The 26,872-nt window shown below is 37.2% G+C and carries 23 protein-coding genes; 9 read left to right on the top strand and 14 right to left on the bottom strand.

The genetic code is table 11. The features are described from left to right. Positions 1-262: 262 nt before the first annotated feature. Complete coding sequence (locus QGN23_RS14360; protein ID WP_282904927.1) at positions 263-2,512, top strand: polyribonucleotide nucleotidyltransferase; 2,250 nt, start codon at positions 263-265, stop codon at positions 2,510-2,512. Positions 2,513-2,582: 70 nt separating this feature from the next. Here the strand turns inward: QGN23_RS14360 and QGN23_RS14355 are convergent, their stop codons facing one another. The 4 genes from QGN23_RS14355 to QGN23_RS14340 form a co-directional block, all read right to left on the bottom strand. Next, positions 2,583-3,287 (bottom strand): hypothetical protein, encoded by a 705-nt coding sequence (locus QGN23_RS14355; protein WP_282904926.1) that lies wholly within the window; start codon positions 3,285-3,287, stop codon positions 2,583-2,585. Positions 3,288-3,380: 93 nt separating this feature from the next. Next, complete coding sequence (locus QGN23_RS14350; protein ID WP_282904925.1) at positions 3,381-3,506, bottom strand: hypothetical protein; 126 nt, start codon at positions 3,504-3,506, stop codon at positions 3,381-3,383. Positions 3,507-3,729: 223 nt separating this feature from the next. Continuing rightward, complete coding sequence (locus QGN23_RS14345) at positions 3,730-4,512, bottom strand: DUF5694 domain-containing protein (protein ID WP_282904924.1); 783 nt, start codon at positions 4,510-4,512, stop codon at positions 3,730-3,732. 327 nt (positions 4,513-4,839) lie between these two features. Beyond that, positions 4,840-5,334, bottom strand: coding sequence for a hypothetical protein (locus QGN23_RS14340; RefSeq protein ID WP_282904923.1), 495 nt, complete (start codon positions 5,332-5,334; stop codon positions 4,840-4,842). Between the two features lie 98 nt (positions 5,335-5,432). Between QGN23_RS14340 and QGN23_RS14335 the strand changes: the two genes are divergently transcribed. After that, positions 5,433-5,765: a HopJ type III effector protein gene (locus QGN23_RS14335; protein WP_282904922.1), complete on the top strand. Its 333-nt coding sequence runs from the start codon at positions 5,433-5,435 to the stop codon at positions 5,763-5,765. Positions 5,766-5,835: 70 nt separating this feature from the next. Further along, positions 5,836-5,961, top strand: a complete 126-nt coding sequence (locus QGN23_RS14330) for a hypothetical protein (protein WP_282904921.1) — start codon at positions 5,836-5,838, stop codon at positions 5,959-5,961. Positions 5,962-6,008: 47 nt separating this feature from the next. Here QGN23_RS14330 and QGN23_RS14325 read toward each other — a convergent pair whose 3' ends face one another. The 8 genes from QGN23_RS14325 to mutY all read right to left on the bottom strand — a co-directional run bounded on the left by QGN23_RS14325 (position 6,009) and on the right by mutY (position 14,675). After that, complete coding sequence (locus QGN23_RS14325) at positions 6,009-6,953, bottom strand: NAD(P)H-dependent flavin oxidoreductase (protein WP_396127355.1); 945 nt, start codon at positions 6,951-6,953, stop codon at positions 6,009-6,011. Positions 6,954-7,132: 179 nt separating this feature from the next. Beyond that, complete coding sequence (locus tag QGN23_RS14320) at positions 7,133-7,489, bottom strand: hypothetical protein (RefSeq protein WP_282904919.1); 357 nt, start codon at positions 7,487-7,489, stop codon at positions 7,133-7,135. A 173-nt stretch (positions 7,490-7,662) separates the two neighbouring features. Further along, positions 7,663-7,911 carry an FUSC family protein gene (locus tag QGN23_RS14315; protein WP_282904918.1) on the bottom strand — a complete coding sequence of 83 codons (249 nt, stop codon included), beginning with the start codon at positions 7,909-7,911 and terminating at the stop codon, positions 7,663-7,665. A 365-nt stretch (positions 7,912-8,276) separates the two neighbouring features. Next, positions 8,277-9,647, bottom strand: coding sequence for a peptidylprolyl isomerase (locus QGN23_RS14310; protein ID WP_396127329.1), 1,371 nt, complete (start codon positions 9,645-9,647; stop codon positions 8,277-8,279). Positions 9,648-9,712: 65 nt separating this feature from the next. Next, positions 9,713-11,542 carry a peptidylprolyl isomerase gene (locus QGN23_RS14305; RefSeq protein ID WP_282904917.1) on the bottom strand — a complete coding sequence of 610 codons (1,830 nt, stop codon included), beginning with the start codon at positions 11,540-11,542 and terminating at the stop codon, positions 9,713-9,715. Positions 11,543-11,646: 104 nt separating this feature from the next. Next, positions 11,647-12,567 (bottom strand): PfkB family carbohydrate kinase, encoded by a 921-nt coding sequence (locus tag QGN23_RS14300; RefSeq protein WP_282904916.1) that lies wholly within the window; start codon positions 12,565-12,567, stop codon positions 11,647-11,649. A 190-nt stretch (positions 12,568-12,757) separates the two neighbouring features. Beyond that, entirely contained in the window at positions 12,758-13,315 is a 558-nt protein-coding gene (gldD, locus tag QGN23_RS14295) for a gliding motility lipoprotein GldD (protein ID WP_282904915.1), read from the bottom strand. Positions 13,316-13,622: 307 nt separating this feature from the next. Then, positions 13,623-14,675 (bottom strand): A/G-specific adenine glycosylase, encoded by a 1,053-nt coding sequence (mutY, locus tag QGN23_RS14290; protein WP_282904914.1) that lies wholly within the window; start codon positions 14,673-14,675, stop codon positions 13,623-13,625. A 47-nt stretch (positions 14,676-14,722) separates the two neighbouring features. Here mutY and QGN23_RS14285 point away from each other — a divergent pair, with 47 nt between their 5' ends. The 6 genes from QGN23_RS14285 (at position 14,723) to QGN23_RS14260 (ending at position 23,213) form a co-directional block, all read left to right on the top strand. Next, positions 14,723-15,013: an HU family DNA-binding protein gene (locus QGN23_RS14285; protein WP_133439951.1), complete on the top strand. Its 291-nt coding sequence runs from the start codon at positions 14,723-14,725 to the stop codon at positions 15,011-15,013. A gap of 341 nt (positions 15,014-15,354) precedes the next feature. After that, positions 15,355-16,917, top strand: a complete 1,563-nt coding sequence (locus QGN23_RS14280; RefSeq protein WP_282904913.1) for a ribonuclease E/G — start codon at positions 15,355-15,357, stop codon at positions 16,915-16,917. 501 nt (positions 16,918-17,418) lie between these two features. Next, positions 17,419-18,003 carry a carbon monoxide dehydrogenase beta subunit family protein gene (locus tag QGN23_RS14275; protein ID WP_282904912.1) on the top strand — a complete coding sequence of 195 codons (585 nt, stop codon included), beginning with the start codon at positions 17,419-17,421 and terminating at the stop codon, positions 18,001-18,003. 430 nt (positions 18,004-18,433) lie between these two features. Beyond that, positions 18,434-18,928: a hypothetical protein gene (locus tag QGN23_RS14270; protein ID WP_282904911.1), complete on the top strand. Its 495-nt coding sequence runs from the start codon at positions 18,434-18,436 to the stop codon at positions 18,926-18,928. 170 nt (positions 18,929-19,098) lie between these two features. Beyond that, entirely contained in the window at positions 19,099-21,807 is a 2,709-nt protein-coding gene (mgtA, locus tag QGN23_RS14265) for a magnesium-translocating P-type ATPase (protein WP_282904910.1), read from the top strand. Positions 21,808-22,025: 218 nt separating this feature from the next. Beyond that, a complete protein-coding gene (locus QGN23_RS14260) occupies positions 22,026-23,213 on the top strand; it encodes an MFS transporter (protein WP_282904909.1) in 1,188 nt (395 codons plus the stop codon). A gap of 232 nt (positions 23,214-23,445) precedes the next feature. Here QGN23_RS14260 and QGN23_RS14255 read toward each other — a convergent pair whose 3' ends face one another. Together QGN23_RS14255 and QGN23_RS14250 are read right to left on the bottom strand one after the other, a co-directional pair. Further along, positions 23,446-25,494, bottom strand: coding sequence for a M16 family metallopeptidase (locus QGN23_RS14255; protein ID WP_282904908.1), 2,049 nt, complete (start codon positions 25,492-25,494; stop codon positions 23,446-23,448). Between the two features lie 6 nt (positions 25,495-25,500). Next, entirely contained in the window at positions 25,501-26,814 is a 1,314-nt protein-coding gene (locus tag QGN23_RS14250; RefSeq protein ID WP_282904907.1) for a M16 family metallopeptidase, read from the bottom strand. Positions 26,815-26,872: the final 58 nt, after the last annotated feature.

The following is a 26,872-nucleotide window of genomic DNA, read 5'->3' as shown; positions in this document are numbered from 1 at the left end:
TTAGAAAAGAGGACAAAATAGGATCAACTATTTTATAAACTAATGGGAAGTGTTGTGACCTGTTAATTTTCAATTTTAATCAATAAAAGCATTATAACTTATCACATTATTTTTAAAAGGTAAACACTGATGGTCACTCCTGATATTTCATGAAATTACTGGTGGTTTTCACTTGAGAAATTTCCGTATATTTGCCCACGAAAATTTAAATAAATTAAATTATAACGCACTCAATACGGAGTGCCAAAGACGATCAAATTTTATGAATGCTCCACAAGCAATTATTGAAAAAATTCAATTAAGCGATGGTAGAGAAATCACCATTGAAACAGGAAAATTAGCGAAACAAGCTAATGGTGCTGTAGTAGTAAGAATGGGAGGCACGATGCTTCTTGCAACAGTTGTAGCCAGCAAAGATGCCAAACCAGGTGTTGACTTCTTACCTTTAACAGTAGATTACAGAGAGAAATTTTATTCCGCAGGAAAAATCCCGGGAAACTTTTTCAGAAGAGAAGCAAGACCATCTGACGAAGAAATCTTAACGATGAGATTAGTTGACCGTGTTTTACGTCCGCTTTTCCCGTCAGATTTCCATGCAGAAGTTCAGGTGATGATTTCCCTGATCTCGTATGATAAAGAATGTATGCCGGAATCTTTGGCCGGATTAGCCGCTTCTGCTGCAATCGCCATTACCGACATTCCTTTCAACGGACCAATGTCTGAAGTTACCGTAGCAAGAATCGACGGAAAATTGGTTGTTAACCCAAGTATGGAAAATTTAGCGAAAGCTGATTTGAATATTATGGTTGGTGCAACTAAAGATTCTATCGTAATGGTAGAAGGTGAAATGGAAGAAATTTCTGAACAGGAAATGATCGAAGCCATTAAATTCGCACACGAAGAAATTAAAGTTCAGGTAGCCGCTCAGGAAAGATTAGCCGAGAGAGTTGGTAAATCTCTTCCAAAAAGAGAATATTCTCACGAAGATCACAACGAAGAAATTCGTGAAAAAGTTTGGGCTCAAACTTATGATAAAGTATTGGATATTGCAAAAACTCCTTCTGCCAAAGAAGAAAGACATGATAACTTCCAGGCTGTTTTAGCAGACTTCTTAACTCAGTATTCTGAGGAAGAATTAGTAACAGTAACACCTTACGCAAAAATCTATTTCCACGATGTAGAAAAAGAAGCAATGCGCCAAATGATCCTTAACGACAAAATTCGTTTGGATGGAAGAAGCCCGGAAACGATTCGTCCGATCTGGTCAGAAGTTGATTATTTACCGGGAGCACACGGTTCTGCAATCTTTACAAGAGGAGAAACTCAGTCATTGACTGCAGTAACTTTAGGATCTGTAAAAGATGCAAACATGGTGGATACCGTTGCGATCAACTACGATCAGAAATTCTTCTTACATTACAACTTCCCACCGTTCTCAACGGGTGAAGCAAGACCTTTAAGAGGAACTTCAAGAAGAGAAGTAGGTCACGGAAACCTGGCTCAAAGAGCTTTGGCGAAAATGATCCCTACAGAAAACCCTTACACCATCCGTATCGTTTCTGATATTTTAGAATCAAACGGTTCGTCTTCTATGGCAACTGTTTGTGCTGGAACTTTAGCATTAATGGATGCAGGTGTTCAAATTTCAAAACCGGTATCCGGAATTGCGATGGGATTGGTAACTGATCCTAAATCAGGCAAATTCACCGTACTTTCCGATATCTTAGGAGACGAAGATCACTTAGGTGACATGGATTTCAAAGTAACTGGAACTGCAGACGGAATCACGGCTTGTCAGATGGACATTAAGGTTGTAGGATTATCAATGGACATTATGGAAAAAGCATTAATCCAGGCGAAAGACGGAAGATTGCATATCCTTAATGAATTATTGAAAACTCTTGACGCACCAAGACCAGACGTTAAACCACACGCACCAAAAATGGAAGTATTGGAAATCTCCAAAGACTTCATCGGGGCGATTATTGGACCTGGAGGAAAAATTATTCAGCAGATGCAGAAAGATTTCGAAACCGTTATCGCGATTGAAGAAATTGGCGAAATCGGAAGAATTGAAATTTCCGGCGTGAACAGAGAAAACATCAACGCAACGATCGCAGCGATCAACGAAATCTGTTTCGTTCCTGTGGTTGGAAGTGTGTACAACGGTAGAGTTGTAAAAGTAATGGACTTCGGTGCTTTTGTAGCAATTGCAAAAGGAACTGAAGGTTTATTGCATATTTCTGAAATCGAATGGGCGCGTTTGGATAAAGTTCCTTACAACGAAGGCGATCAGGTAGAAGTGAAATTCATGGGTTACGATGACCGTAAGAAAATGAAACTTTCTAGAAAAGTTTTATTGCCAAGACCGGCTCGTGAAGAAAGACCACAAGGTGACCGACCTCAGAATAACGACAGACCGAGAGAAGACCGTCCACAAGGTGACAGACCTCAACGAAGAGATGACCGACCGGAAAATAACGGCGGACATAAGCCTGAAAATAACGGATAAAATAATAGAAACCACCTCGAAATGAGGTGGTTTTTTTATTTATAAAGTTACTGTTAAGTCTTCTATCCTATCAGAAACTCCTTTCCCTTTTTACGATGATGCCCAGTTTTTCCAGGGTTTGATCATCGCGGAAAAGCACTTTGGCAAAAGCGACGAGCTGCGTATACTTTGGGTAAAGCATATCCAGCGCGGTATCCCGGATATCGGTCGCACGCTGTGCTTCGCCGAGTTCTTTTTTCTGAGATTCCTTTAGGGCAGAGACCTCCACCAAAGCTGTTTGCTGCGCAGCAATTGCGACATCGTCAATGTTTACCGAGGCTGCCTTGGCTTTGAAGGTTGGATTAGCCAAAATCTGCGCATAGAAATTACTTACCTGCTGAAACCATGCAGCATAAGCCTGTTTGCGTCCGGCATCGATCCCCAGCGTTGTGTTTGCCTGGCGGTCACCTTTGAAGATAATTTTTGCCAGGTTGCGGTGGCGGGTAAAGGCAGCGTCGATTTCGTCACGCTTTAGATTGAATTTGTCCGTTTCGGCATACTGCTCTCCATACTCCATTTTCTGTTGTTGGCTCAGCTGCTCCAGATTGGCAATGTTTGTCAGATAGTCGTCCAATTGAGTTTCGGTAATGCCTACGGTTACGAGTTCCGTTAATATTTCGGGTTGTTTGGCATTGGTGAAAGCAACTTTCATTTTTGCGATCAACTGTTCTGCGGAAACATATTTGCTTCTCGATTTCTTACCGTCTGGCGGATTTGTGTTTTTAAGATTCTCCATGTTTATTTGTATTTAATTGTAAATATAGCAAATAAATGGATGAATAAACAAATCATCAATTACAGAAATCCTTACACAATGTTGTTTTACCATTTACTGCACTTGCGGAATGATTTCTGACGCTTGCGGAACCATTTCCTGCACTTGCGGAATGATTTCTAAAGGTTGCGGAATAATTTCTTGCAGTTGCAGAATGATTTCTTGCAGTTGCGGAACCATTACTGAACCTTGCGGAACAAATTCTAAAGGTTGCGGAAGGATTTCTGAAGGTTGCGGAAGGATTTGTCGACTGAAAAAAGAAAACTCTGAAGTCGGGAAACTTCGGAGAGCGGGGAGAAAACATTCTTTTAATAGACGCCACTCGATATAATCGCGGCAGCGAGTGCTTTCATTTCTTGTCTTTCAGACAAAACGAAAGCTTAGTTATTATCTGTAGTGCTTTTTATTTTAGGTATTTTTTAACATCTACAAGTTCATATTTTGGGCTTCGTTTCATAAATTCGTTCAAAAATGCGGTATGAGCAGCACCCATAATTATAAAAATTCTATCGTCTTTTGTAACAGGTATTTGGTTTAAGTTAGAAAAAATTCTCAAATTTCTGTGATAAAATACGCTCGCTTCATCAGCACCTTCAAAATTCCCTTTTGTGCTGACATAAGTTAAGTTATCAGCATTAATGTTTATATTTTGGTCTAAATATTTTTTGGTGTTAATTCTTTTTAATTTTTGGAGCGTAGATAGTTTTTCAATTTCGTCAAATTCTTTAAAAATTTCTGCATTAAATTTTTTTTCGCTTAAACTATCAACTTGATTTTTTAGTTGATTGCCAATATTAAAATTGTAATATGAAATTTCTTGTTCATCTATTGCATACAATTTGTTCACTCCTGCAATTTTTCCAACTTGGTAAGCAATTAACGCAATTTCTCCGCCGTAAAAAGTTTTGTAATCCTTATTTTTTAAAAAATTTGAATAATCATTATTCAGTTTATATGTTTCATTTGGAACTTTTTCTATGCAAATAATTGTAGGTTTAAATTTTGCAATCATTTTTGCTATTTCATAAGTTTCATTTATATTTTTTTGGTCTTTTGCGTCAAATTTATAACTGTGTGCATCGGGTGTATAAGCCATATGAAAAGTTCCAAAATTTAGAACTTTAACTTTTTGAGCGAAAATTAAATTACAGATAAGTATTCCAAAAATTAATAATGATTTTTTCATTTGTTGACGGGATTTTTATAGCATTATAGATAACGGTTGGGTATTTCTGTTGGCGGGGATTTATATAACTAAACTTTGTAAATATAACAAAATGAACAATTAGCGAAAATCTTTATGATGTAAACTTCAACCCCGCTAATAGAAATACCTTGTTGTGCGATCGTTTTTTTAATAATTTAACAATTTGTCAAGCTTTTCGTAATCTCCATCTTGTCCGAAATTTTCAATGTTTTTATTTGTTCCCAAAATTTGATTTTTATTACATTCAAAACATATTTTTGCAATTCCGATGATTTTTTCATTCTTTTTGAAAACTAGAATATCTCGCTAAATGGCAATACAAGCATAATCAAGTCTTTGATTCACGGTTTTTTCAACAAATATTCTATTTAGTTCCAGAAATTTATTTTTTTTAACCTCATTTTTTACAAACCCAATTTTTTCTAAATCTTTAAAAAAGTCTGTGTCATAAATTTTTTGAGGTTTGTCTCTTAAAATAATATCATATTTTAATTTGCCAAGTTTTGAATTTGTTTTATTTGCTTCGATATTGTCAATACTGTCAAGTTTATTTTTGTAATGAAGAACAGCATCGTAATCGTAAAATATTTCTCCAAATTTTGGAATAAACTCTTGCTCAATTTTTGCAGTTTCATTTTCTTTTTTTGATTCAGTTTTACTGCAAGAAATTAAAAAACTGAAAAGGAGTAAAATCAAATATTTTGCTTGCATATCGGCAGTTTTGAGAAAATGTCGCACAACTTGTATATATGTCTCATATAATACTACAAATACAACCATATAATGTTGAATTTGTCTCATCAATGAGATTTTAGTCAGCAATCCAAATATAAGCAAGTTTTGGGAATTCGCTAAATAATTTAGATCTTTCAGCACTTAAAGAATTAAATAAAAATAAAATGATCTTAGACCAACTCAAAACCTCCCCGGAAACCATAGCCTTTAAAGAAGTCATCGCTTACATTGATGAGTATTATGACTTTACACCAATACAGTTTAAGAATGGAAATACAGTGAACGAAGCCAATGAAAATAACGGTTCGTGCAAAGTTTTCAGTTTTGCAAAATTGAATGATTTATCAAAAGAAGAAACCTTATCGTTATTTGGAGATTTCTATAGAAATGATGTTTTGGAAAATCCAGAAGGAAACGACCATCAGAATATCAGAAACTTTATGGAGTTCGGTTGGGACGCAATTTCGTTTGATGGCGAAGCTTTGAAGCTGAAATAATTTGGGAAAATATTTTTTACAAATTTTGGCAAAATAATTGCAAATACTCCTGCAATTAAAAAATAAGATTATGAATCCAGCACTTTTAAGAAAAATCCTGATTTGGGTTTCACCGATGATCATCGCTTTTATTGTAAAAAAATATGAAGAAAGACAATTGAAAAACCAACAGGCAAAAGCAACGGTAAAAAATTAGAAGTAAAAAAAATTCCGTCACGTTAAATGCGGGACGGAATTTTTTATTTATAAATCAAAGGAATTTACTTCCCGATATTCTTTCAATAAATTTTCAAAGACTTTTTTAACCGGCAAAATTTCATGAATTAACGCCGAGACCTGACCGATTTCTAATTCGCCTTCCTCTAAATCACCTTCGAACATTCCACGCTTAGCTCTTGCTCTTCCGAGAGTTTCTCTTAAAGCTTCTGCATCTCTGCCTTGATCGTAAAGTTTTTCCAAATCGTGGAAAAATTTATTTTTCACCAAACGAACGGGCGCCAATTCTTTTAAAGTCAAATATGTATCGCCTTCATTTAAAGAGATGACTTTATTTTTAAAGTTTTCATGCGAACTCGCTTCTTCGGTCGCAGCGAAACGGGAACCGATCTGAACGCCGTCTGCGCCAAGAATCATGGCCGCTTTCATTTGAGAACCCAACGCAATTCCGCCCGCGGCAATCAAAGGTTTTGAAATATGCTGTTTCACGTTTGGAATTAAACAGAAAGTGGTCGTTTCATCACGTCCGTTATGTCCGCCGGCTTCGAAACCTTCTGCGACAATGGCATCAACTCCCGCATCTTCGCATTTCATGGCAAACTTCGTCGAGGAAACCACGTGAGCGACTTTTAAACCTTCTTTCTTTAATGTTTCGGTATAGGTTTTGGGATTTCCGGCAGAGGTGAAAATAATCTTCACGCCTTCTTCCAAAACAATCTGGATGATTTCTTCTAAATTCGGATAGAGCATCGGTACATTCACCCCGAAAGGTTTGTTGGTCGCGGCTTTGCATTTGCGGATGTTTTCGCGCAGAATATCGGGATACATACTCCCGGCTCCAATTAAACCTAAACCACCGTTATTTGATACCGCAGAAGCCAGGCGCCAACCGGAATGCCAAATCATTCCACCCTGAATAATGGGATATTTTATTTCAAATAATTGAGTGACTTTATTTTGTTTTTCACTCATTTCTTTCATCTTTTTGGCCACGCCAAAATCTAAAAAATTACTCATGTGGTAAATTTAAATAATTCGGCGGTGAGGAAAAAATATGCGAGTGAAAATTTATTACAGAAGAAAGAGGTAGATCTGATATTTTATCATCATCAAAAAATGAACGCAGGAGAAACCTCCTTTAAAACAAAAAGTTAATCTTTAATAATTTTGTATTCCCCGAATTCTCCATTCCAATTTTCACCGTATGTTGAAAATTCGATATATAAAATTTTGCCGTCAGTAACGTCAATTACATAACTTAAACCCTGTTTTAAACCTTTAATTTCTATATTTTCTCCATTACTGAATAATGCATTCATATCATCAAAATTCAATTCTTCATCAGCATTCACATATTCAAGATTTACCTCCATTCCGACACCGGTGTTTTTTCTTTCCTTCACTTTTAAATAGGGAATATGAGATTTTAAAGAGGGATATTTTTCGGTCAAAGCGTTTAAAAGGGCCAATTCAAGATTGTTTAATTCTTCCATAGTTATGATTTTCATTGTTAATGAATATTTTTTTTGCCGGCAAAGTAAGGATAACAATTGAAACGAAATGACGATCAATCAAAATACATTCATCAAAGATACAGCCTTCAAAAACAGCGGGCGTAAAAATTATTTCGTTTTAAACAGAACCAAATGATACAATATTCTGGCAGTATGAGCGTGATATTTTATACAAGGTTTCGTTCTTTCAGCTGGTTTTCTACGGCTTTTTTTCGGGCTCTGTTTTTAGTAAAAACAGGAATGAAAAAGAGCGGAAAAAAAGTAAGAATTCCAAGACCGTTTTTTACCGTGCTGTAAGTGGCAACTCCAATCATGATGCTGCATAATACCGCATTGACGATTAAAGCTGATTTGATTTTCTGTACTTCCTGCAAGAGTTCCTGATCTGATAATTCTGATGGTTCTTTCTGTTTCATTTATCGTAATTTGTTTTTGGTGATTTTTCACAATATTTTACCTCTTAACGGAAGTTTACGTGTAGAACATTATTACACAACTAAAATAGTAATAATCCCTCATAAATAATCAAAAGAACTTCTTTTATTATAGACGTAAGGGATTCTTTCGAAAGAATAAATGCCTGATGTTCTAGCCCCGATTGCAGCGGCATCCTTTTTTCGAGGAGGAACGACGAAAAAAAAGATACAGCGGAAAGCGGGACCGGATTTCTACAAAGCGAAAATCTTGTTGCTCCTTATTCAGATTTTCATGCTTCATTCCCGTAGAATTTGTAATATGATATGCAAAAAAAATCTCCGCCAGTGCAGAGATTTAATTTTATTTATTTGGTAACTGTTTTACGCCAGTCAGTTTTGAAAGTACAGTCTTTGTAACGGTCATTGATAGAAATAAATACACTTGGTAATTTTTCTTTTACCCATTTTTCTACCATTTCGTTTTTCTTTTTATTAAGCGCCATTTGCTTAATTCTGTTGTAATCGGTAGTAATATCCAGTTTGTGCGCTGCGATCACATCATCGATTTTAATGATGGCTACGGTTTTTCGGTCCTGTTGCGCGGTATCTTGAAATACATCGGTAATGTCGCCTTTGTTATGTCCTGCAATCTGGTAAGAGATCGTGGGTGGGAGATTTAGCTTTTCAATTTTATCTGACCCGTCCTGTCCGGTGATAATTCCTGCATTGAACTTGGTTTGTTTGTCATCTGAAAATCGGAATGCTGCGTCTTTGAAACTCATTTTACCATCGATAATTAAAGTTCTGATGCTGTCTAATTCTTTTTTTGCAGATTGAATTTCTTCTGCATCCGGTTCGGCTTTTAAGAGGATGTGGCGGGCATCATACTGCTTCCCACTTTTCTTTACCAATTGAATGAGGTGGTACCCAAAATCGGATTCTACCGGATCAGAGATTTCCCCTTCCTGCAAATTCAGCGCTGCTGCTTCGAACGGTTTTACCATTTTGCCTTTTGCAATATTGGTGTATAATCCTCCTTTTGCGGCAGATCCCGGGTCGTCTGAATAAATTCTGGCCTGGCTTTCAAAAGATTCGCCTGCTAAAATATCCTGCTTTATTTTATTGAGCCGTGCAATGATTTCATCTTTGTGGGCATTGGTCAGTTTGGGATACATGACAATCTGAGAAAGCGAAACTTCATCTTTCACTTCTGGAAGCTGGTATTGAAAAGTAGTAAAAAAATCGGTTACTTCATTGGGTGTAACGTCAGCTTTATCGGTAATTCTGCCAAACTTCATCTGTCCGTAATAGTTGTCGGCATCAATCTTTTCGATGGCATTTTTCATCTCAAAAGCGGTGCGGAATTTATAGGTAGAAAGCATTGTTTTCTCATCCGGAAACTGCCCTAAAATCTGAGTGTATTTTTGGTTCGCCTGCTCTTTGATCGCTGCAGATCGGTTTTCGATCAACGTATCTCTTTTGGCTTCATAGATCAAAAGTTTATTGTTGATGATACTTTCCACAAATTCGCATTTGTCTGCAACATTCGCACCCTGCTGTTTTGCAAAGTTGGCCTGTTCTTCTATATCTGATTCTAAAATAATTTCATCCCCTACGACTACAGCAATCCCATCAATCATGTCGCCTTTTTTCAAATGCGTCTGCGCTTTGTTGAGAGTCCCGAAAAACACGAGCATTAAGCTAAAAAGCAGGGTGAATTTTACATTTTTGTTCATATCTATTTTTTATCGATTTGCAAAATTATCATTCTAAACGAAATAACCTGCATGTTTTATTATAATTATTTCTTAAAATTCTTTTCTAAATCCTTTAGGAATTCGGGTTGAACCACAATTTTAGTTTTCGCTTTCTGTTCAGCGATGATTTCATTGAGCTTTTTTTCGTTCACGGCATCTTTCAATTCTTCTGCTGCTTCTTCCTGGGTCATCTGGGAAGGAGGAAGAATTTTATCAATGGCGATCACCAAAGATTTATCTCCCATTTTAGTGGTGTGAACGCCTGTTTTAAAAGGAACATTGTATTTGGTAAAGACGTCAGCTTCTTTCGACATTTCGCCTTTTTCAAAATTCACCAGGACTTGTTTTTTGTCATTCAGTTTTCCGGCGAATTTCCCTTTTAAAAACTCCCAGGCCTTAACATCTTTTATTTCTTTAGCAATATCTTTGGTCAGTTTGGCGTCACCGAAGATGGCAACTCTACCTTCCGCTCTTTCGCCCCAAATGTATTTGGACTTGTGCTGGTTGTAATATTCGGTCAGCCATTCCGGGTGTTTTGCAATTTCTTCAGTCAAATATCTGGAGAAAATATAGTCAGAGTAAAGTGATTTTTTATTGGCTTCCAGTTCCTCTTTTACATTTTTAATAGTGGTAAAGTTCTTACTGTAAATTTTCAGAATATCCTGAGAATTGATATTATTCAGAGCTTCTGCCCAAACTGCAGGTGATAGTTTTGCAGCATCGTCTTTTTTGTCACCAATGAGTTCTTTGATAAATCCGGCGGTTACTTTTTCATTTTTATACTGATAAAGAAGTTCGCTGTCTTTTGCAGCCACTAAATTCTGATACGATTTTTTGATGTTTTGAAAAGCCGGAAATTCTTTATAAGAAGGATCTGTTTTCAGGAAAGCCGTCATCCTGTCCTGTAAGACTTCAGCATAAAGCGTGTTGTTCATCTCTCTCAGGAAGAATGCTCTGTTTTTTTCTGTTAAAACATAAGGTTCAACATTATAAATATTAAAAACAAAATAACTGTCTCCAAAAAGCAAAGGTTCCGGCGTGTAATATCCCGCTTTTTTTCCTTTGAACAATTCATAAACTTCGTCCGGCAAAGTTGGTGAACCCATAATTACGCCACCATTTTCTTTCTCATGTTCATTGGCTCCATATAGTTTTGCCACTTCCTGAAAGGTTTTTCCTTCTTTCAAATCCCGGTAAATTTTATCTTTTACCGAATCAGAACTGGCATCTTTAGGAAAAGAGATCGTTCCAAAAATCATGTAACCCAAACTTGGCCTGGAGTTCAGAACTTTGGCAAAACCTATATACGAAGGAGTGTTGAAAAATTTGGTCAGTGTATTATTCGGCAAAGTTTTAATCTCTGCGTACATTTGATTATCAAGACTTCCCGGTTTTATGTAAATTGGTTTTGGATTCGCTTTTGTATATTTTGAGATGGCGTCTTCAATCGTCAGTTTACCTGATTTTACATCGTTATAAACCTGCTGATAATCGGTTTTATCGCCTTCCGTTTTTTCTAAGATAAAAACCTGAACTTCTTTCTCTGTCTGATTATCTTTAACAAAATCATTTAAAACCGGATCGATCACCTGTGATGGAAAAAAATATTTACTTCTCAACTCCGCTTCTCTTTCCGACATTCTTTCACGGAAATAAGTCAAAGTATCTGCTTTTTTCTCGGCTGCAAATTGCTGAAACAGGTAGAAATTCTGTGTCGTATTAATGGTATTGGCAACACCGGCATTTTCTAAACCATATAAATTCTCTTTCTTGAACTGAGCCAGCGAAATACTGTCTTTGCCCACAATCATATATTGTGCAGAAATTCCACCGCCGAACACCATCATCATCAATACACCGACTATTTTTCTCATATTTTTACCTGTTATTTTTTTTGAAGATTAATCCAATTTTAAATTTATCATTCCGGGAATGAATTTATTGATATAGCAATTCTGATTCTTTAATGGGAGGAAAGTTAAACGTTTACTTCAAAAGTAGTCAATTCTTTAAAGCTATTGATTCTTTCAATCATTTCACTTTCTGTCACTTCTTCTAAACGCTGAGTTCCGAATTTCTCTACCGTGAAGGAAGCCATTGCAGAACCTACAATCAAGGCAGATTTCATGGTTTCAAAAGAGAAATCTTCTTTCTTCGCTAAATAAGAAGCAAAACCTCCTGCAAACGTGTCGCCCGCTCCGGTTGGATCATAAACTTCTTCTAAAGGCAACGCCGGAATTGCAAATATTTTTCCTTCGTGGAATAATAACGCACCGTGTTCTCCTTTTTTAATGATCACGAATTGCGGTCCCATCGCATGAATTTTTTGAGCCGCTTTTACTAATGAATATTCGCCGGAAAGCTGTCTTGCTTCTTCATCATTAATGGAGATTACATCGGTTTTAGCAATCATCTGCATTAAAATATCCAGAGCAGAATCCATCCAGAAATTCATGGTATCAAGAATAACCAGTTTCGGACGGTTGTGCATCTTTTCCAACACAGAAAGCTGAACGCCAGGATGAAGATTTCCTAATAATAAAATCTCGGCATCCTGCATTGATTCAGGAATTTTCGGATCGAAGTTTTCTAAAACGTTCACTTCCGTTACCAAAGTATCTCTTGAATTCAAATCGTTGTGGTATTTGCCACTCCAGAAAAAAGTTTTCCCTTCTTTGATGATTTCAATCCCTTCGATATTTACTCCTCTTCCGGTAAGCATATCCAGATCGGTCTGTGGAAAATCGCCACCAACTACAGAAACAATTCCAGATTCCACTCCTAAAACTGAAGAAGCAATACTGATATAGGTTGCAGCGCCACCCAAAATTTTATCTGTTTTTCCGAAAGGTGTTTCAATCGCATCGAAAGCCACTGAACCAACAACTAATAATTTCATATTTAAATTTGTTTTATTTTTTTTTATAAAATCTATCTTATAAAAGATATCATCTAATTTGTTTTATTTTTAACAGGATTACTTTATCCTTTCTTAAATCGTCACTTTATGAATCAACTCCGTTTTATTAAAAAATACCTTATTTTAAAATATTGCTCATTAATAAATGCTTATTGCCCATTATTCATGATTACTTTTTCCATTCAAAGGTTTCAATTAAATGGAGGATATCATTTTTAATATATTCTACCGCCGGTGCCAATGAATCCGGCTTTGGTCTTGAATTGAAATACAAATTTGCGGTCACATAATGGCGCGTAGAATCGGTCACAAAAAACTGAAGATTCGAGGCACTTTGACCTTTCAGTTCGTAGAAATTACCAAACACTTTCCTTTCAGGAAAACTAAATGATTTCGTGTCGATTGAACTCGCTTTGATGGTATGTTCATACACCATTTTCTCCGATTCTTTTACATGAAGATCAAAATCATTTTTAATGGGAAAATAGGTGATAAAAACTTTTGCTTTCATTTTCGGATATTCGATATAATACCAACACGGATTTTTCGCCGCTCTAACTTTGGCAAAATCCGAGTACTCAAAACTAAAATTACACGGGGAAGTGAATCTTTGATATTTCGGGGCGGGATATTCTAAACGAAGTTCACCAGAAGGTTTTGGCTGTGCTTCTTTTGAACAGGAAAGCAAAATAAATCCTAAAAAAGTGAAAATAAGTCTTTTAAACATTGCGCAAAAATACGAATTAGTTTTAAATTTTTAATAAAGAAAAAATAGGCTTATGAATGACACGAATTCACGAATGGTTATCTGCAAAGTATAAAGGATTGATTATTTAAAATTAAAGCAGTTTGATGAAAATAATTGAATCCGTGGCTAATAAAATGCCACGAATTCACGAATGAACATTTATCTACATGAATAATGGTTTGATTATTTGTCCTTAAAGCAGTTTAAAAAAAATTCGTGAATCCGTGGCCGAAGTAAATTCGTGAATTCATGGCAGAAAAAAAACGATAAGCTCTGATTAAGGAGTTCAGCGCATTAAAGATTTGTTTTCATAATAATCTTTCAGGTAATTTTCCAGCGGTTTCGGAAAGGATTTCTGGTGCGATTCTTCATAAGTTATGATTGAAAAGCCGTTCCCGTTTGCAAATTCGGTGAAAATATCCTGCGACTCCAGTACAACATGACTCATTTGAATCGATAAATTTTTATGCGTCAGTTTATGAGCAATGGTTTTCTGCTTAACGACGAACTGCTGCCAGTCTGCCGGAATTTCAACAGGAAATTCAAAAAGCTTTTTCCAGATAAAATCGTCTTTTCTCTGTCGTACCAAAAATTGACCGTTATATTCCACAAAAGAATAGTAAAGGTCTAAATCAGTTGGTTTCACTTTTTTGGTCTTTACCGGAAAACCGGAAATCTTGCCTAAGTTAAAAGCGACGCAGTCTTTATTTAAAGGACAGGATTCACACTTCGGATTTTTGGGTTTGCAGATTTCGGAACCCAAGTCCATCATGGCTTCATTGAAATGTCCGGCTTCATTTTCGGGCATCATCTTTAAAGCCAGTTCAGAAAAATAATCAAAGGCTTTGGAGTTTGAAATATCAAAATCATCGGCAAATAACCGGGATAAAACGCGATAAAAATTACCGTCTACCGCAGCGATTTTTTTTCCGAAACAAATGCTTGAAATGGCTGCTGCAGTGTATTTTCCGATTCCTTTTAACTGCAAAATACTGTCGTAATCTGCGGGAAAAATTCCATTAAAATCATTAATGATCTGCAGCGATGCTTTATGCAGATTCAAGGCTCTGGAATAATATCCGAGGCCTTTCCAATAGAGTAAAACTTCATCAGTTTCTGCCCCGGCTAAGGTTTGAACATCGGGAAATCTTTCAATGAAATTTCGGTAATGGTTAAGCCCCTGTTCTATCCGGGTTTGCTGAAAAATAATTTCGCAAATCCAAATCTTATAGGGATCATTGGTTTTTCTAAAGGGCAATTCTCTGCCATGGATTTTGTACCAATCCAGTAATTTCCTACCAACATGAAGAAAATCAGCATTTTGTTTTTTTGTTTTCAAAAATTCTTATTATATTTGCACACCAAAAATATAAATAAAAAAAGGAAATGACAAAGGCAGAATTGGTAAACACCATCTCAAATAAATTGGGAACTGAAAAGAATGAAACCCAGAAAGTTATTGAAGCTTTTATGCAGGAGATCAGAACATCAATGTATAACGGAGATAATGTGTATCTAAGAGGATTTGGTTCATTTATTATTAAAACCAGAGCAGCAAAAACAGGAAGAAACATCTCGAAAAACACCGCTATTGAAATCCCTGCTCATAATATCCCGGCCTTTAAACCTTCGAAAACGTTCGTAGAGAAAATCAAAACGAAAGTTCCAGTTAAGTAATAAACTAAATAATAAATATAAGTTACAAACAAAAAAATTTAAATTATGCCAAGCGGAAAGAAAAGAAAGAGACATAAGGTTGCGACCCACAAAAGAAAGAAAAGAAGAAGAGCAAACAGACACAAGAAAAAATAATCTCTTTGCGATTTACAATATAACAATATAGTTGGTGTTTTTATCTATTTAAAATTACACCGGCTATATTTTTGTTTATATCAAAAGGATGACATTTCGCCAAATTTGATAAAACAAAACCAAGAAACTATTAAAAAATTGAGCAATTAGAATTGATTTTTTCAGAATTTCTAAGACCCTTAATATTTTAATCCCTTATCAACAGAATGAAGAAAGAACTGATTATATCACATGAAGGCGAGCAATCTAAGATTGCTTTGCTGGAAGACGGACGGCTTTTTGAGCTCCACGAACAGGAGGACAAGAGTGAATTCGTGGTCGGCGATTTATTTATCGGTAAAGTAAAAAAACTTGCACCCAATTTAAATGCTGCCTTCGTAAGCATTGGTTATGAGAAAGATGCCTTTTTGCATTATCAGGATTTAGGCCCACAATTTCTTACTTACAAAAAATTTCTACAAGACACTGTTTCCAAAAAACAACACAATTCGTCGCTAAAGAATTTCGAAATTCAAAAAGAGATTAATAAGAACGGAACCATTGATAAAGTTCTGGCAAAAGACGACAGCGTTATTCTACAAATCACCAAAGAACCGATCTCAACAAAAGGACCGAGAATATCAACTCAAATTTCCCTTACCGGAAGATTTTTAGTCTTGATTCCATTTGACAAAAGCGTTTCTATTTCAAAAAAAATCAGCAACTCTGAGGAGAAGGAGAGACTCAAAACTTTAATTGAAAGCATTAAACCTGAAGGTTTCGGTGTGATCATCAGGACCGTTGCCGAAGGAAAAAAAGTCGCAGAACTCCACAATGACATGAATCAGCTGATTCAGAAATGGGAAACCGCATTTAAAAACCTTCAGAAAAACAAAGTCCCGAGCAGAGTATTGAGCGAAGAAGATAAAGCTTCCTCTATTTTACGGGATAATTTTAATGCCGATTTCGTTTCCATTATTTGTGATGATGAGCAAATGGTTGACGATATGCGGAATTATATCGAAGTTATCGCGCCGGAAAGAAAAAACATTGTTCAGTTCTACGATAAACCAATTCCATTAATGGAATATTACAACGTAGAAAAACAGATGAAACAGAGTTTTGGGAAACACGTGAATATCCCAAGTTCGAAAGGTGCCTATTTGGTCATTGAACATACAGAAGCACTCCACGTTATTGATGTAAACTCCGGGAATAATCTTTCCTCAGGAGCGGGTTCATCGAACAAAGAGCACGCTTTGACCGTGAATAAAATGGCAGCCACCGAAATCGCCCGTCAACTCAGACTGAGAGACATGGGCGGAATTATCGTAGTCGATTTTATTGACATGATCAATGCCGACCACCGACGAGATCTGTACGAACATTTCAAAGCCGAAATGAGCCGTGATAAAGCAAGACACAAGATTTTGCCACCGAGTAAATTCGGACTGATCCAGCTAACCCGTCAACGGACCAAACCGGAAAAAGTCATCAAAACCAAGGAAGACAATCCTAATATTGACGGAGAAATCCTGGCCCCAATCGTTGTGGTGGAGCGCATGGAAGAAGTGATCCGGAATTTGATTCAGACCGAAAAAGGCAAACTGTTTTTGCATGTCCATCCTTTTGTAGAAGCTTATTTGACCAAAGGTTTGCGAAGCATCCAAATGAAATGGTACTTGAAATACAAAAAATGGGTAACGATTATCCCAAGAGATTCCTTTAAATATCTGGAATACAAAATGGTCAATTCCAAAAAAGAGGAACTGATGAGTTATTCAAATTAAGAATAAGAAAGAATCGTACTAAAACATATAACTTCCGGAGATTTTCGGAAGTTTTTTTGTTTCGAATTAATGATCCCGCGGAGTTTTTTTTACCGCAAAAGAAACAAAAGATTTATTTTAAAAAGTTTTTCAAAAGATGGCAAAATGTTGCTGCAAATTATTTATTTCAACCGGAGGAAATCTTAATAATCTTAATCCCTTAACCGAATCTTCATGGTGCAATTTTCACTGATAATTTTCAACTTTTTTTAACCGCAAAAGAAACAAAAGATATATTTTAAAAAGTTTTTCAAAAGATGGCAAAATGTTGGTACAAATTATTTATTTCAACCGGAGGAAATCTTAATATTCTTAATCCCTTAACCGAATCTTAATGGTTCAATTTCTAATGATTCTTTGTAAATCTTTTAACTACAAAATAGGTGAAGTTATTTTTAATAAGTATTTCGCAAGATTGCCACAGTTTAACTTTTTAAACCATTTACCATTTAAAAGTTTTGAATGAAAAATATTGTTATATTTGATAAAGTCAATCATAATAAAATCACTTCTATGAAAACAAAATTATTTCTTTTGCTGACATTCATTTCCTGCTCAAGTATGTTTGCACAGAGTTTCGAAAAGTTACTGTATTCCAAAAAAGATAAGCCCACCGTTTTGATTAATGAAAACATTATCGCCAATTGGGAACTGATTAATACGCAGCCGAACATCACAATAAAGGAAATGCAGGTGATGAAATCCGCACAAAAAGGAATTGATCAATATGCGAAAACCTACCCAAATTTAAGTGAATATGGCTTGATTCTTTGTAAGGCAGATTTAGGAAACATTGAAACAAAAACTCAAAACGACATCAGAATATTTCTCGGTGCAGATCCTCAAACAAAAATCTATGTGGATGGTTTTTTATTGATGAATGACCACTATCTCATCGCCACAAAAAGCATTAAAGAAATTGAATTCATCAGTCCAAACGAGCAGGATTTTAACTCTGAAAAAATCATTAATATCTGGACTTTAACTAAAGACACAAGATTAGGTTCTCTGCATTTTCTTAGAACTGAAAAATCGAAGGATAATTAATGAAAACTGATTTACTTCAAATAAAAGTAAAAAATAAGCTCTTATAACATTTATGAAAATTCAAAAGAACAGCCTCAATAATTTTCAGTAATTTCAAAAAAATAAGGACAGTCAGACAGCGTTTTTTAAGCGCTGTTTTTTTATTTGTTTATCTTTTAAAACAATATTGCAATTCAATAACAGCTGTTTTAAATGATCTAAAACTCACCTTTTCTAAAATAGTTCGGGGATCGCCTCCGTTTATCCGTTGTTTGATTCTGAGGCAAAGAAAATAAAAAAAACAAATTGCCAGCTAAAAAAATACAGTTTGTAACCTATTTCTATTATATCTTTGTATCGTACTGAATATGAAAACGCTATGAGGATTTATTATAAAAATCCACAAACCGATGAACGTGCAAAGCTCTTCTTCCGATCAAATAACAGCATAATGAAAATCAGTTTACCCACAATCCTCTTTTTTCTCCTCCCGCATTTTATAGTGAGCCAGGATCTGATGGATTACACCACTATAAAAACGAATTCCGGGGAAGTAAAAATTCCGGGGAATTGGACCCAATTGAATACGGTACGCCAATCTGGCCAAACCTATTTGAAAAATGGCGACGGAATCATTATAGCAATTGCGCAGAATCTGAAGAAGTCTTATCCATTTTATAAAGCAAACCGGTCGGATTTTGAAAACCTAAAAGCATTTTATAAATGGGATTCTGATTTGAAAAAAAAACATAACTTTAAAACGCAAAAACTTAAAGAGAATTCAAACTTAGAATTTATCATTTGGAAATATAAAGATCAATTGGACCATGTATTTCTTTTCGGTTCCTCAGAAAAAAATTTCTTAAATTTTTTGATTTACACGAATCGATGGACAGAAAACGAAAAAATACAGTTTTTAGAAAATCTGTATCAATGGAATAAGTAACTCATATAAAGTGAGAGCTTTACAAAAATTGATCACTGCGTGAATCAGTAAAAGTAAAAATGATATCTAGCTGTTTTGTGCAAGACGGAAGATTTAAAATCAGAACTGGATATAGCAGCGAGTTAAGCACCTGAAACCAAGACTCCAAATTAATTTTAACATCTGTCATCATGTTAAATATATTCAATAAAAAAGTGACCGCCAGTTTAGTTTCGCCGGACAATAGTGCAAACCAACTCGCCGCGAAACAACTTTTAGAAGCCGCAGAAGCCGATCCCCAAAAACTGTTCACTCAACTCGAAAGCAGTGAAGAAGGCCTTTCAGATGATCAGGTTATAAAAAAACGGTCAGCATATGGCATCAACGAAATAGCGCACGAAAAAGCTCCCTCTTGGTATATTCAGTTACTCGGCGCTTTCATAAATCCTTTCAATGGGGTCTTATTTTTAATCGGCGTGGTTTCCTTTTTTATGAATGTAATTTATGCGGCTCCCGGCACCAAAGATTACAAAGAAGTGATTGTGGTTTTGCTCATGATCCTTACCAGTGTATTGCTGAGATTCTCTCAGGAATTCAGAAGCAACAAAGCTGCAGAAGAGCTGAAAAGCATGGTTAAAACGAATGCTTCTGTGCTGCGGAAAGACTCGGGTAAAATTGATATTGATATCAAAAAATTAGTCCCCGGTGATCTTATCTCGGTATCTGCCGGCGATATGATTCCCGCCGACGTCAGAATACTTCACTCCAAAGATTTATTCGTAGGCCAATCAATGCTGACCGGTGAAGCCATGCCTGTTGAGAAACACGATACGCTGCTGACTGACAGTTCCGAAAAATCTTCACTCGATTTAGAGAATATCTGTTTCCTTGGAACCAATGTGGTGAGTGGAACTGCTCAGGCAATCGTAGTGGCCACAGGCAATCAAACGTACTTTGGCACGATGTCGGAATCACTGGTGGGCAAAAGAGCCGAAACCAGTTTTGAAAAAGGAGTCAACAGTGTAAGCTGGCTGCTCATCAGGTTTATGTTTGTTATGGTTCCGCTGGTTTTTTTAATTAATGGATTGACGAAAGGAAACTGGCTGGAAGCATTTATGTTCGGTATCAGCGTTGCCGTAGGATTAACGCCGGAAATGTTGCCGATGATTGTAACGACCAACTTGGCAAAAGGCGCCGTAAGCATGAGCAAAAGAAAAGTAGTCGTCAAAAGATTAAATGCCATTCAGAATATCGGTGCGATGGATATTCTATGTACGGACAAAACCGGAACTTTGACGCTTGACAAGATAGTCATGCAAAGACATCTCAACATTCACGGTATCGAAGATGACGAAGTTTTTAAATGGGCTTATCTGAACAGTTTTTATCAAACCGGTTTGAAAAACCTCATGGATTTGGCCGTCATCGATTATCATGAAAACCATGAAGATGTACAGGCCGATTTAAAACTGGCCGAATTTAAAAAAGTAGATGAGATTCCTTTTGATTTTAACCGGCGAAGGATGTCTGTCATTTTGGAAGAAAAAAACCACAAACACTTTTTGATCTGCAAAGGTGCTGTCGAAGAAATGCTGTCGGTTTGTAACCGGGCAATAGATCCCGGGGCAGATGAACAAAGCCAGTTTTTCACAGATGCCATTATTCCTTTAGACGAAAATCTCAAAAACAAAATAATCCAAATCACAGATAAGCTGAATGGAGACGGACTTCGGGTCCTGCTTATCGGTGTAAAAGAAAGCGATGCACGACCGCTCACTTATTCGATTGCTGATGAATGCGATTTGGTACTTACCGGTTTCATCGGCTTTCTGGATCCTGCAAAACCCACGGCAAGTGAAGCCGTTCGTGAACTGCAGAAATTAGGAGTCAACATAAAAGTACTGACCGGTGATAACGGAATTGTCACTAAAAAGATTTGCCGCGAAGTGGGTATTCCGGTAACGAATGTGCTGCTCGGCAATGAGCTGGAAAAGATGACTGATGAGGAATTTCAAAATAAAATCGGCATGGTATCCATACTCGCAAAACTAAGTCCGCTGCAAAAATCCAGAGTCGTGAAACTGCTCCAGCAAAAAGGACACACCGTGGGATTTATGGGCGACGGAATCAATGACGCGGCGGCTCTGCGCGATGCAGATGTCGGCATATCGGTAGATACCGGCGTAGATATCGCCAAAGAAAGTGCCGATATCATCCTGCTCGAAAAAGACTTAATGGTTCTGCAGAAAGGCGTTGTTTATGGCCGCAGAACACATGGAAATATCATTAAGTATATCAAAATGACCGCCAGCAGTAATTTCGGGAACATGTTCAGCGTTTTGGGCGCATCGGCTTTATTGCCTTTTTTACCCATGCTTCCGATACAGATTTTAATTAATAATCTCCTGTATGATTTCTCGCAAATATCAATTCCATGGGACAGAATGGATTCTGATTACATTCAAACTCCGCACAAATGGGACGCAAGCGGAATCAGCAAATTCATGATCATCATCGGACCGATCAGCTCTGTTTTCGATTATGCCACTTTTGCTCTGATGTGGTTTATCTTCAAAGCCAATTCACCGGAACACCAGAGTTTATTCCAGACCGGTTGGTTTGTAGAGAGTCTGATTTCTCAAACTTTAATCGTCCACATGATTCGTACGCGCAAAATTCCGTTTATTCAAAGCTGGGCTTCGGCACCCGTTGTGGCACTCACCTCCACCATCATGCTGGTCGGCATCATGATTCCCTTCTCCCCTTTTGCCGCCGCTTTCAAAATGACACCTTTGCCCTTGATGTATTTCCCGTGGTTATTGGGAATCCTGTTCAGTTATTGCTTACTGACTCAGTTTGTGAAAAATTGGTTTATTAAGAAATACAACAGCTGGTTATAGAATTTGCCTTCCTCACCCCAAACCTCTCCAAAGGAAAAAGAGCCGCCGCAAAAGATGAATTTTACTCAGATTGGGGCGCAGATTTTCGCTGAGAATGAGATTGGAGATAAAAATCAGAAGTATGCCAGCTTTCAAACAATTATGAAACTTCCGTATATTTGGTAAGCTGCTATTGAACGACCCGCAAATATTGAACAACCGACTAAAAAGGAGAAATTGTGAAATATATTACACGCACCATTTGGATCTTGTCACTGGTCAGTCTCTTCACCGACATTGCCAGTGAAATGCTGTATCCGGTTATGCCCATGTATTTAAAATCAATCGGCTTTTCAATTGTGCTTATCGGAATACTTGAAGGAGTTGCAGAAGCTACCGCAGGCATGAGCAAAGCTTACTTTGGCAAACTTTCAGACAATTCAGGCAGAAGAGTTCCATTTGTTAAAATCGGGTATGCTTTCAGTGCGGTTTCAAAACCGATGATGGCTATTTTTACGTATCCCCTTTTGATTTTCTTTAGCCGTACCCTTGACCGTTTCGGAAAAGGAATCAGGACAGCAGCAAGAGACGCCCTGCTTTCAGATGAAGCCACCGCGGAAACGAAAGGTCAGATTTTTGGCTTTCACCGGTCCATGGATACTTTGGGAGCGGTCATCGGGCCTTCTTTGGCTTTAATTTATCTGTATTTTTATCCACAGAACTATCGGACTCTTTTTTTTATTGCTTTTATTCCGGGACTTCTTGCTGTTCTTGCTTCTTTTTTATTGAAAGATAAACACCCAAAAGATATCAAACCAAAATCAGCTGCTTCTTTCTTTTCGTTTATTAATTACTGGAAAGTAAGCCCGCCGGAATACAAAAAATTAGTCATCGGACTTCTTGCTTTTACTCTTTTTAACAGTTCAGACATTTTCCTTCTGCTCAAAGCAAAACAGTCTGGACTTGATGACACGATGGTTATTGCGGTTTACATCTTTTATAATCTTATTTATGCATTTTTTTCTTTTCCAATAGGGATTCTTGCGGACAAAATAGGCTTGAAAAAAATTCTTATATCAGGTCTCCTCCTGTTTTCAGCGGTTTATTTTGGAATGTCGGTGAATACCAATCTGTATGTGTTTTTTGGACTGTTCTCTCTTTACGGGATTTATGCCGCTGCGACCAACGGGATTTCAACAGCGTGGATTTCCAATATCAGTGACCGGAAAGATACCGCAACGGCGATCGGAACATTTTCGGGATTTCAGAGCATCTGCACCATGCTCGCAAGTTCATTTGCAGGCCTTATTTGGTTTCAGTTCGGTGCACCGGCGACCTTTTTAATCTCCGCATTTGCCACACTGATTGTCGTTCTTTACCTCCTCACGATTCCTAAACCCAACACTTTAATCAAAGAAAATCATTAGACAAAAAAAATGCACAATAGCCGGTTATCTTCAGCCTTTCATTTGATCTGAATCCTTTTAAATAAAATCATATCCAAACATTTACCTAAAAAAGATAATCGCTCTACAGTCATCTGATTTTTAATAAATTAATGTAAAAAGATAATTTTATAAACCTTCTATTTCCAAGATCCTTTAAACAAAAAAAACGGCACCTTTCAGTGCCGTTGATCAATTATTCAAACAGAAAAGTTTATTTAAAATCCTCTGCGGTCGCTTTGTTTAATTCGTAAGACTGTACATCCAACTGCATGTCCTGTCCCATTTGGTTTACTTTGATGGTAAACGGTAATTTAATTCCGTCAACTTCCTTATAATTGGAATAGTAACTGGGAACTTCAATTTCCTGACCCTGCATTTTCTGCTTTTTAATTTCACCTACTTTCAAGCCGGTTTTCACGTCATAGTAATAGGTGGTATTGCCAGACTTTACGGCGTAGGCATCCGCACCTTCAATTTTTTCGATGCCTCCGAGCGTGTACTCTTTAGAAGTTGCAAAAGCTAATTCCGGGAAAAGGTTTTTTTCTTTGGCATACGCTTCCTGCATTTCTGCGGGCATATCCATTTTATTTCCCTGTGCGGTCATCGAACCTTTGGTACCGTCGTAAGTCATTTTCTGAATGGTATTCCCCATCATCGAAACTTCCATATTTACTTTTCCACCACTTGCCTGTGTATTTTTAATACCCAGTTCCATTCCCTGCATTTTCGTGGTCGCTACAGAAGTGATCGAGGTAATCTTCGAAACTTTGTCTTTTCCACCGATGGCTGCAATGTATTTATCGGCAACGCTGGCTAGAGTGACACTGGCATCAGCTTTCTTTACTTCAGGTTTGGCCACAGGATTTCCATAGTTATCAAAATACTTTACCGGATAACCCAAAGCATCTAACTGCCCGGCAAACTGACTGGTTTTTCCCGCTATAAATATTCTCATATTATTGGGTTTGATAAAAGAATCAGAAGCTTTCTGTACCTGATCAACCGTCAGAGCATCCACCGATTTCAGATAATTGGAATAGAAATCTTTTGGTAAATCCTGGGTAATTAAATTCAATGCAAACCGCGCAACTGTTTCAGGTCTTTCCAGAGACAGAATGAAACTGCCTTTGAGTTTTTCTTTTGCGTTATGCAGTTCTTCTGGTTGAATGGTTTTTATTCCCTTAATTTCGGTCATGAACTCTTTGATCGCTTTGTCGGTAACTTCACCACGAACATTGGCAGTTCCGCCAAAACTGGAATCATATTTCGAAACGTCCAGAGAGGTATAAGCGCCGTAAGTAAATCCGTTTTTCTCGCGAAGGTTCATGTTCACACGGGTTTCCAGACTTCCGCCTCCTAAAATATAATTCGCCGTGGTTGCTGCAAAATATTGAGGATCTTTCATTTTTAAATTATGAAGGTCACCTAACATTATCACAGACTGCGCCGCCGTAGGAACATCTACCACATCGATTTCGGTTTTCGCAACATTAGAGAATTTCGGTAATGAAGGATATTTATAATCTGATTTTTTCCAGCCTTCAAAAGCATTCTCAATCATTTTCTTCACCTCGCTGTACTTCACATCACCGATGACCACTAGATAACCGGTATTGGGTGCGTACGATTTTTTGTACATATCCTGAACGTCAGCCAAAGTAATAGCATTTAAAGTCTGTTCCGTTTCGTATTCCCCTAAAGCGGTATTTTTGCCATAGGTTAAAACATCGAAAACTCGCTTGCCAATCACCTGTGCACTTAACTCACTCGATTTCAATCCTGCAATTCCTCTTTCTTTAGATTTACTCAATTCCTCATTCGAGAATTTGGCATCGGTAATTCCAGCAGCGAAGAGATTTAAAATTTCCGGGTAGTATTTTGAAAGCGTGTTGGCACTGGCGCCATTTGCCCGGTAATTAATGGAAGCTCCCAGGAAATCTACTTTTTTATTAAACTCGTCTTTCGATATTTTCGAAGTTCCGCTGCCCAAAAGATCCGCCATAATATCACTTACTCCAGCTTTGTTTCCTTCCACCATTGGCGGATGGTCAAAAGTCAGGGTGGTGTTTACCCGCGGAAGTTTATGATCTTCTACAACCATTACGGTTAAACCGTTTTTCAGTTTAAAGGTTTGGGGCGTGGCGATATTTACAGTCGGCGTAGGTCCCGGTTTCGGCATTTGGTTAAGGTCGATAACCTGTGCACTGATCAAGCCAGAAACAAAAAATACGGCGGCAATACTATATAATGATTTTTTCATTTTCGGTTATTTTTTTTCCGGTAAATAATTAATAATAACTCTTTGGTTGCTGTTCAGGTATTTCTTGGCAACCTCGCGGATGTCTTCCCGCGTTATGTTTCGGTAGATTTCAATTTCCTTATTGATTAAATTGGTATCGCCCTGTAAAACATGATACGTCGCCAAAGAACTCGCAATTCCCTGAATGCTTGAATTGGCATTCACGAACTGATTTTCAAATTGGTTTTGAAGTTTCTGAAAATCTTCTTCACTGATTAAAGTCGTCTGAAGCTTTTTCACCTCAGCATCGATATCTGTCCGTAAAGCAGCTTCTGTAGTTGTTCCCAACGGAATCGCAAAGAATGCAAATACGCTGTAATCCTCTTCTCCTAAATTAATGGCCTGAACCTGAAGTGCTTTTTTATCCTGATCAACCAGTTTTTTATACAGAACAGAAGATTTCCCATTACTCAAATAAGAAGAAACCATGTCTAAAACTTTAGAATCGCGTGTTTTATCACTTGGCGTTCTGTACGTATAAAGATAAGCCGGCAACTGAATATTAGGATCAGTATAAGTCATCACCGTTTCTTTGGTAATCGGATCTTCTTTAGGTAAATTTCTTACAATTGGTGCTCCTTTCGGAATGCCTGCAAAATAAGTATCGATCAGCTTTCTGGTTTCCGCCGGCTGAAAATCTCCTGCGACCACCAAAGTTGCGTTATTCGGAACGTAATATTTTTTAAAGAAAGTCAAAAACTCTTCCAGTTTCGCGGAATCCAGATCTTCCATTTCGCCGATGGTCGTGTTTTTGTACGGGTGTTTTTTAAACAAACCAATTTTAATGGCCTTCATAATATTCCCGTAAGGCTGATTATCAACGCGCATTCTTTTCTCTTCTTTCACCACTTCGTTTTGAGTATCCACGCCAATCTGGTTAATTACCGGATGTCTCAGACGCTCAGATTCCATCCACAAACCGAGCTGTAAATTATTAGAGGGGAACGTTTCGTAGTAATACGTCCGGTCATCGGTGGTATTCGCATTATTGGATCCACCATTGGCCCCTACAATTTTCATCCATTCACCCCGTTTGATGTTGGGCGTTCCTTCAAAAAGCAAATGCTCGAAAAAGTGAGCAAAACCGGTTCTGTTCTCGATTTCGTCTTTTGCACCTACGTGATACATCACCGCAGTGGTAACAACAGGCGCCTTATTGTCCTGATGCAGAATCACATGCATGCCGTTTGGCAAATCATATTCCTCAAATTTAATTTCCTGAGCCTGTGACACCACTCCCAAAAGAAGAAGGCCAAAAGCTGAAAAAGATTTTTTTATCATAATTTTTTATTATTTCTTTGGTGAATAAGTAGTTTATTTTCAGGGAAAGTTACAGTAT

The sequence above is a fragment of the Chryseobacterium gotjawalense genome (assembly GCF_030012525.1).
GTDB lineage: Bacteria > Bacteroidota > Bacteroidia > Flavobacteriales > Weeksellaceae > Kaistella > Kaistella gotjawalense.
Note: the sequence above shows the minus strand (reverse complement) of the source record. Positions and strands in the feature narration are given on the sequence as shown.

Excerpts from the sequence above, each read along its gene's own strand:
- QGN23_RS14335 (WP_282904922.1), top strand. The coding sequence starts at position 5,433 with ATGATCTTAGACCAACTCAAAACCTCCCCGGAAACCATAGCCTTTAAA.
- QGN23_RS14305 (WP_282904917.1), bottom strand. The coding sequence starts at position 11,542 with ATGAGAAAAATAGTCGGTGTATTGATGATGATGGTGTTCGGCGGTGGA.
- QGN23_RS14325 (WP_396127355.1), bottom strand. The coding sequence starts at position 6,953 with ATGAGTGAAAAACAAAATAAAGTCACTCAATTATTTGAAATAAAATAT.
- QGN23_RS14355 (WP_282904926.1), bottom strand. The coding sequence starts at position 3,287 with ATGGAGAATCTTAAAAACACAAATCCGCCAGACGGTAAGAAATCGAGA.
- QGN23_RS14350 (WP_282904925.1), bottom strand. The coding sequence starts at position 3,506 with ATGGTTCCGCAACTGCAAGAAATCATTCTGCAACTGCAAGAAATTATT.
- QGN23_RS14300 (WP_282904916.1), bottom strand. The coding sequence starts at position 12,567 with ATGAAATTATTAGTTGTTGGTTCAGTGGCTTTCGATGCGATTGAAACA.
- QGN23_RS14275 (WP_282904912.1), top strand. The coding sequence starts at position 17,419 with ATGAAAAATATTGTTATATTTGATAAAGTCAATCATAATAAAATCACT.
- QGN23_RS14285 (WP_133439951.1), top strand. The coding sequence starts at position 14,723 with ATGACAAAGGCAGAATTGGTAAACACCATCTCAAATAAATTGGGAACT.
- QGN23_RS14340 (WP_282904923.1), bottom strand. The coding sequence starts at position 5,334 with ATGAGACAAATTCAACATTATATGGTTGTATTTGTAGTATTATATGAG.
- QGN23_RS14315 (WP_282904918.1), bottom strand. The coding sequence starts at position 7,911 with ATGAAACAGAAAGAACCATCAGAATTATCAGATCAGGAACTCTTGCAG.
- QGN23_RS14250 (WP_282904907.1), bottom strand. The coding sequence starts at position 26,814 with ATGATAAAAAAATCTTTTTCAGCTTTTGGCCTTCTTCTTTTGGGAGTG.
- QGN23_RS14270 (WP_282904911.1), top strand. The coding sequence starts at position 18,434 with ATGAAAATCAGTTTACCCACAATCCTCTTTTTTCTCCTCCCGCATTTT.
- QGN23_RS14255 (WP_282904908.1), bottom strand. The coding sequence starts at position 25,494 with ATGAAAAAATCATTATATAGTATTGCCGCCGTATTTTTTGTTTCTGGC.
- QGN23_RS14320 (WP_282904919.1), bottom strand. The coding sequence starts at position 7,489 with ATGAAAATCATAACTATGGAAGAATTAAACAATCTTGAATTGGCCCTT.
- QGN23_RS14345 (WP_282904924.1), bottom strand. The coding sequence starts at position 4,512 with ATGAAAAAATCATTATTAATTTTTGGAATACTTATCTGTAATTTAATT.
- QGN23_RS14330 (WP_282904921.1), top strand. The coding sequence starts at position 5,836 with ATGAATCCAGCACTTTTAAGAAAAATCCTGATTTGGGTTTCACCGATG.
- QGN23_RS14310 (WP_396127329.1), bottom strand. The coding sequence starts at position 9,647 with ATGAACAAAAATGTAAAATTCACCCTGCTTTTTAGCTTAATGCTCGTG.
- QGN23_RS14280 (WP_282904913.1), top strand. The coding sequence starts at position 15,355 with ATGAAGAAAGAACTGATTATATCACATGAAGGCGAGCAATCTAAGATT.
- QGN23_RS14360 (WP_282904927.1), top strand. The coding sequence starts at position 263 with ATGAATGCTCCACAAGCAATTATTGAAAAAATTCAATTAAGCGATGGT.
- mgtA (WP_282904910.1), top strand. The coding sequence starts at position 19,099 with ATGTTAAATATATTCAATAAAAAAGTGACCGCCAGTTTAGTTTCGCCG.
- gldD (WP_282904915.1), bottom strand. The coding sequence starts at position 13,315 with ATGTTTAAAAGACTTATTTTCACTTTTTTAGGATTTATTTTGCTTTCC.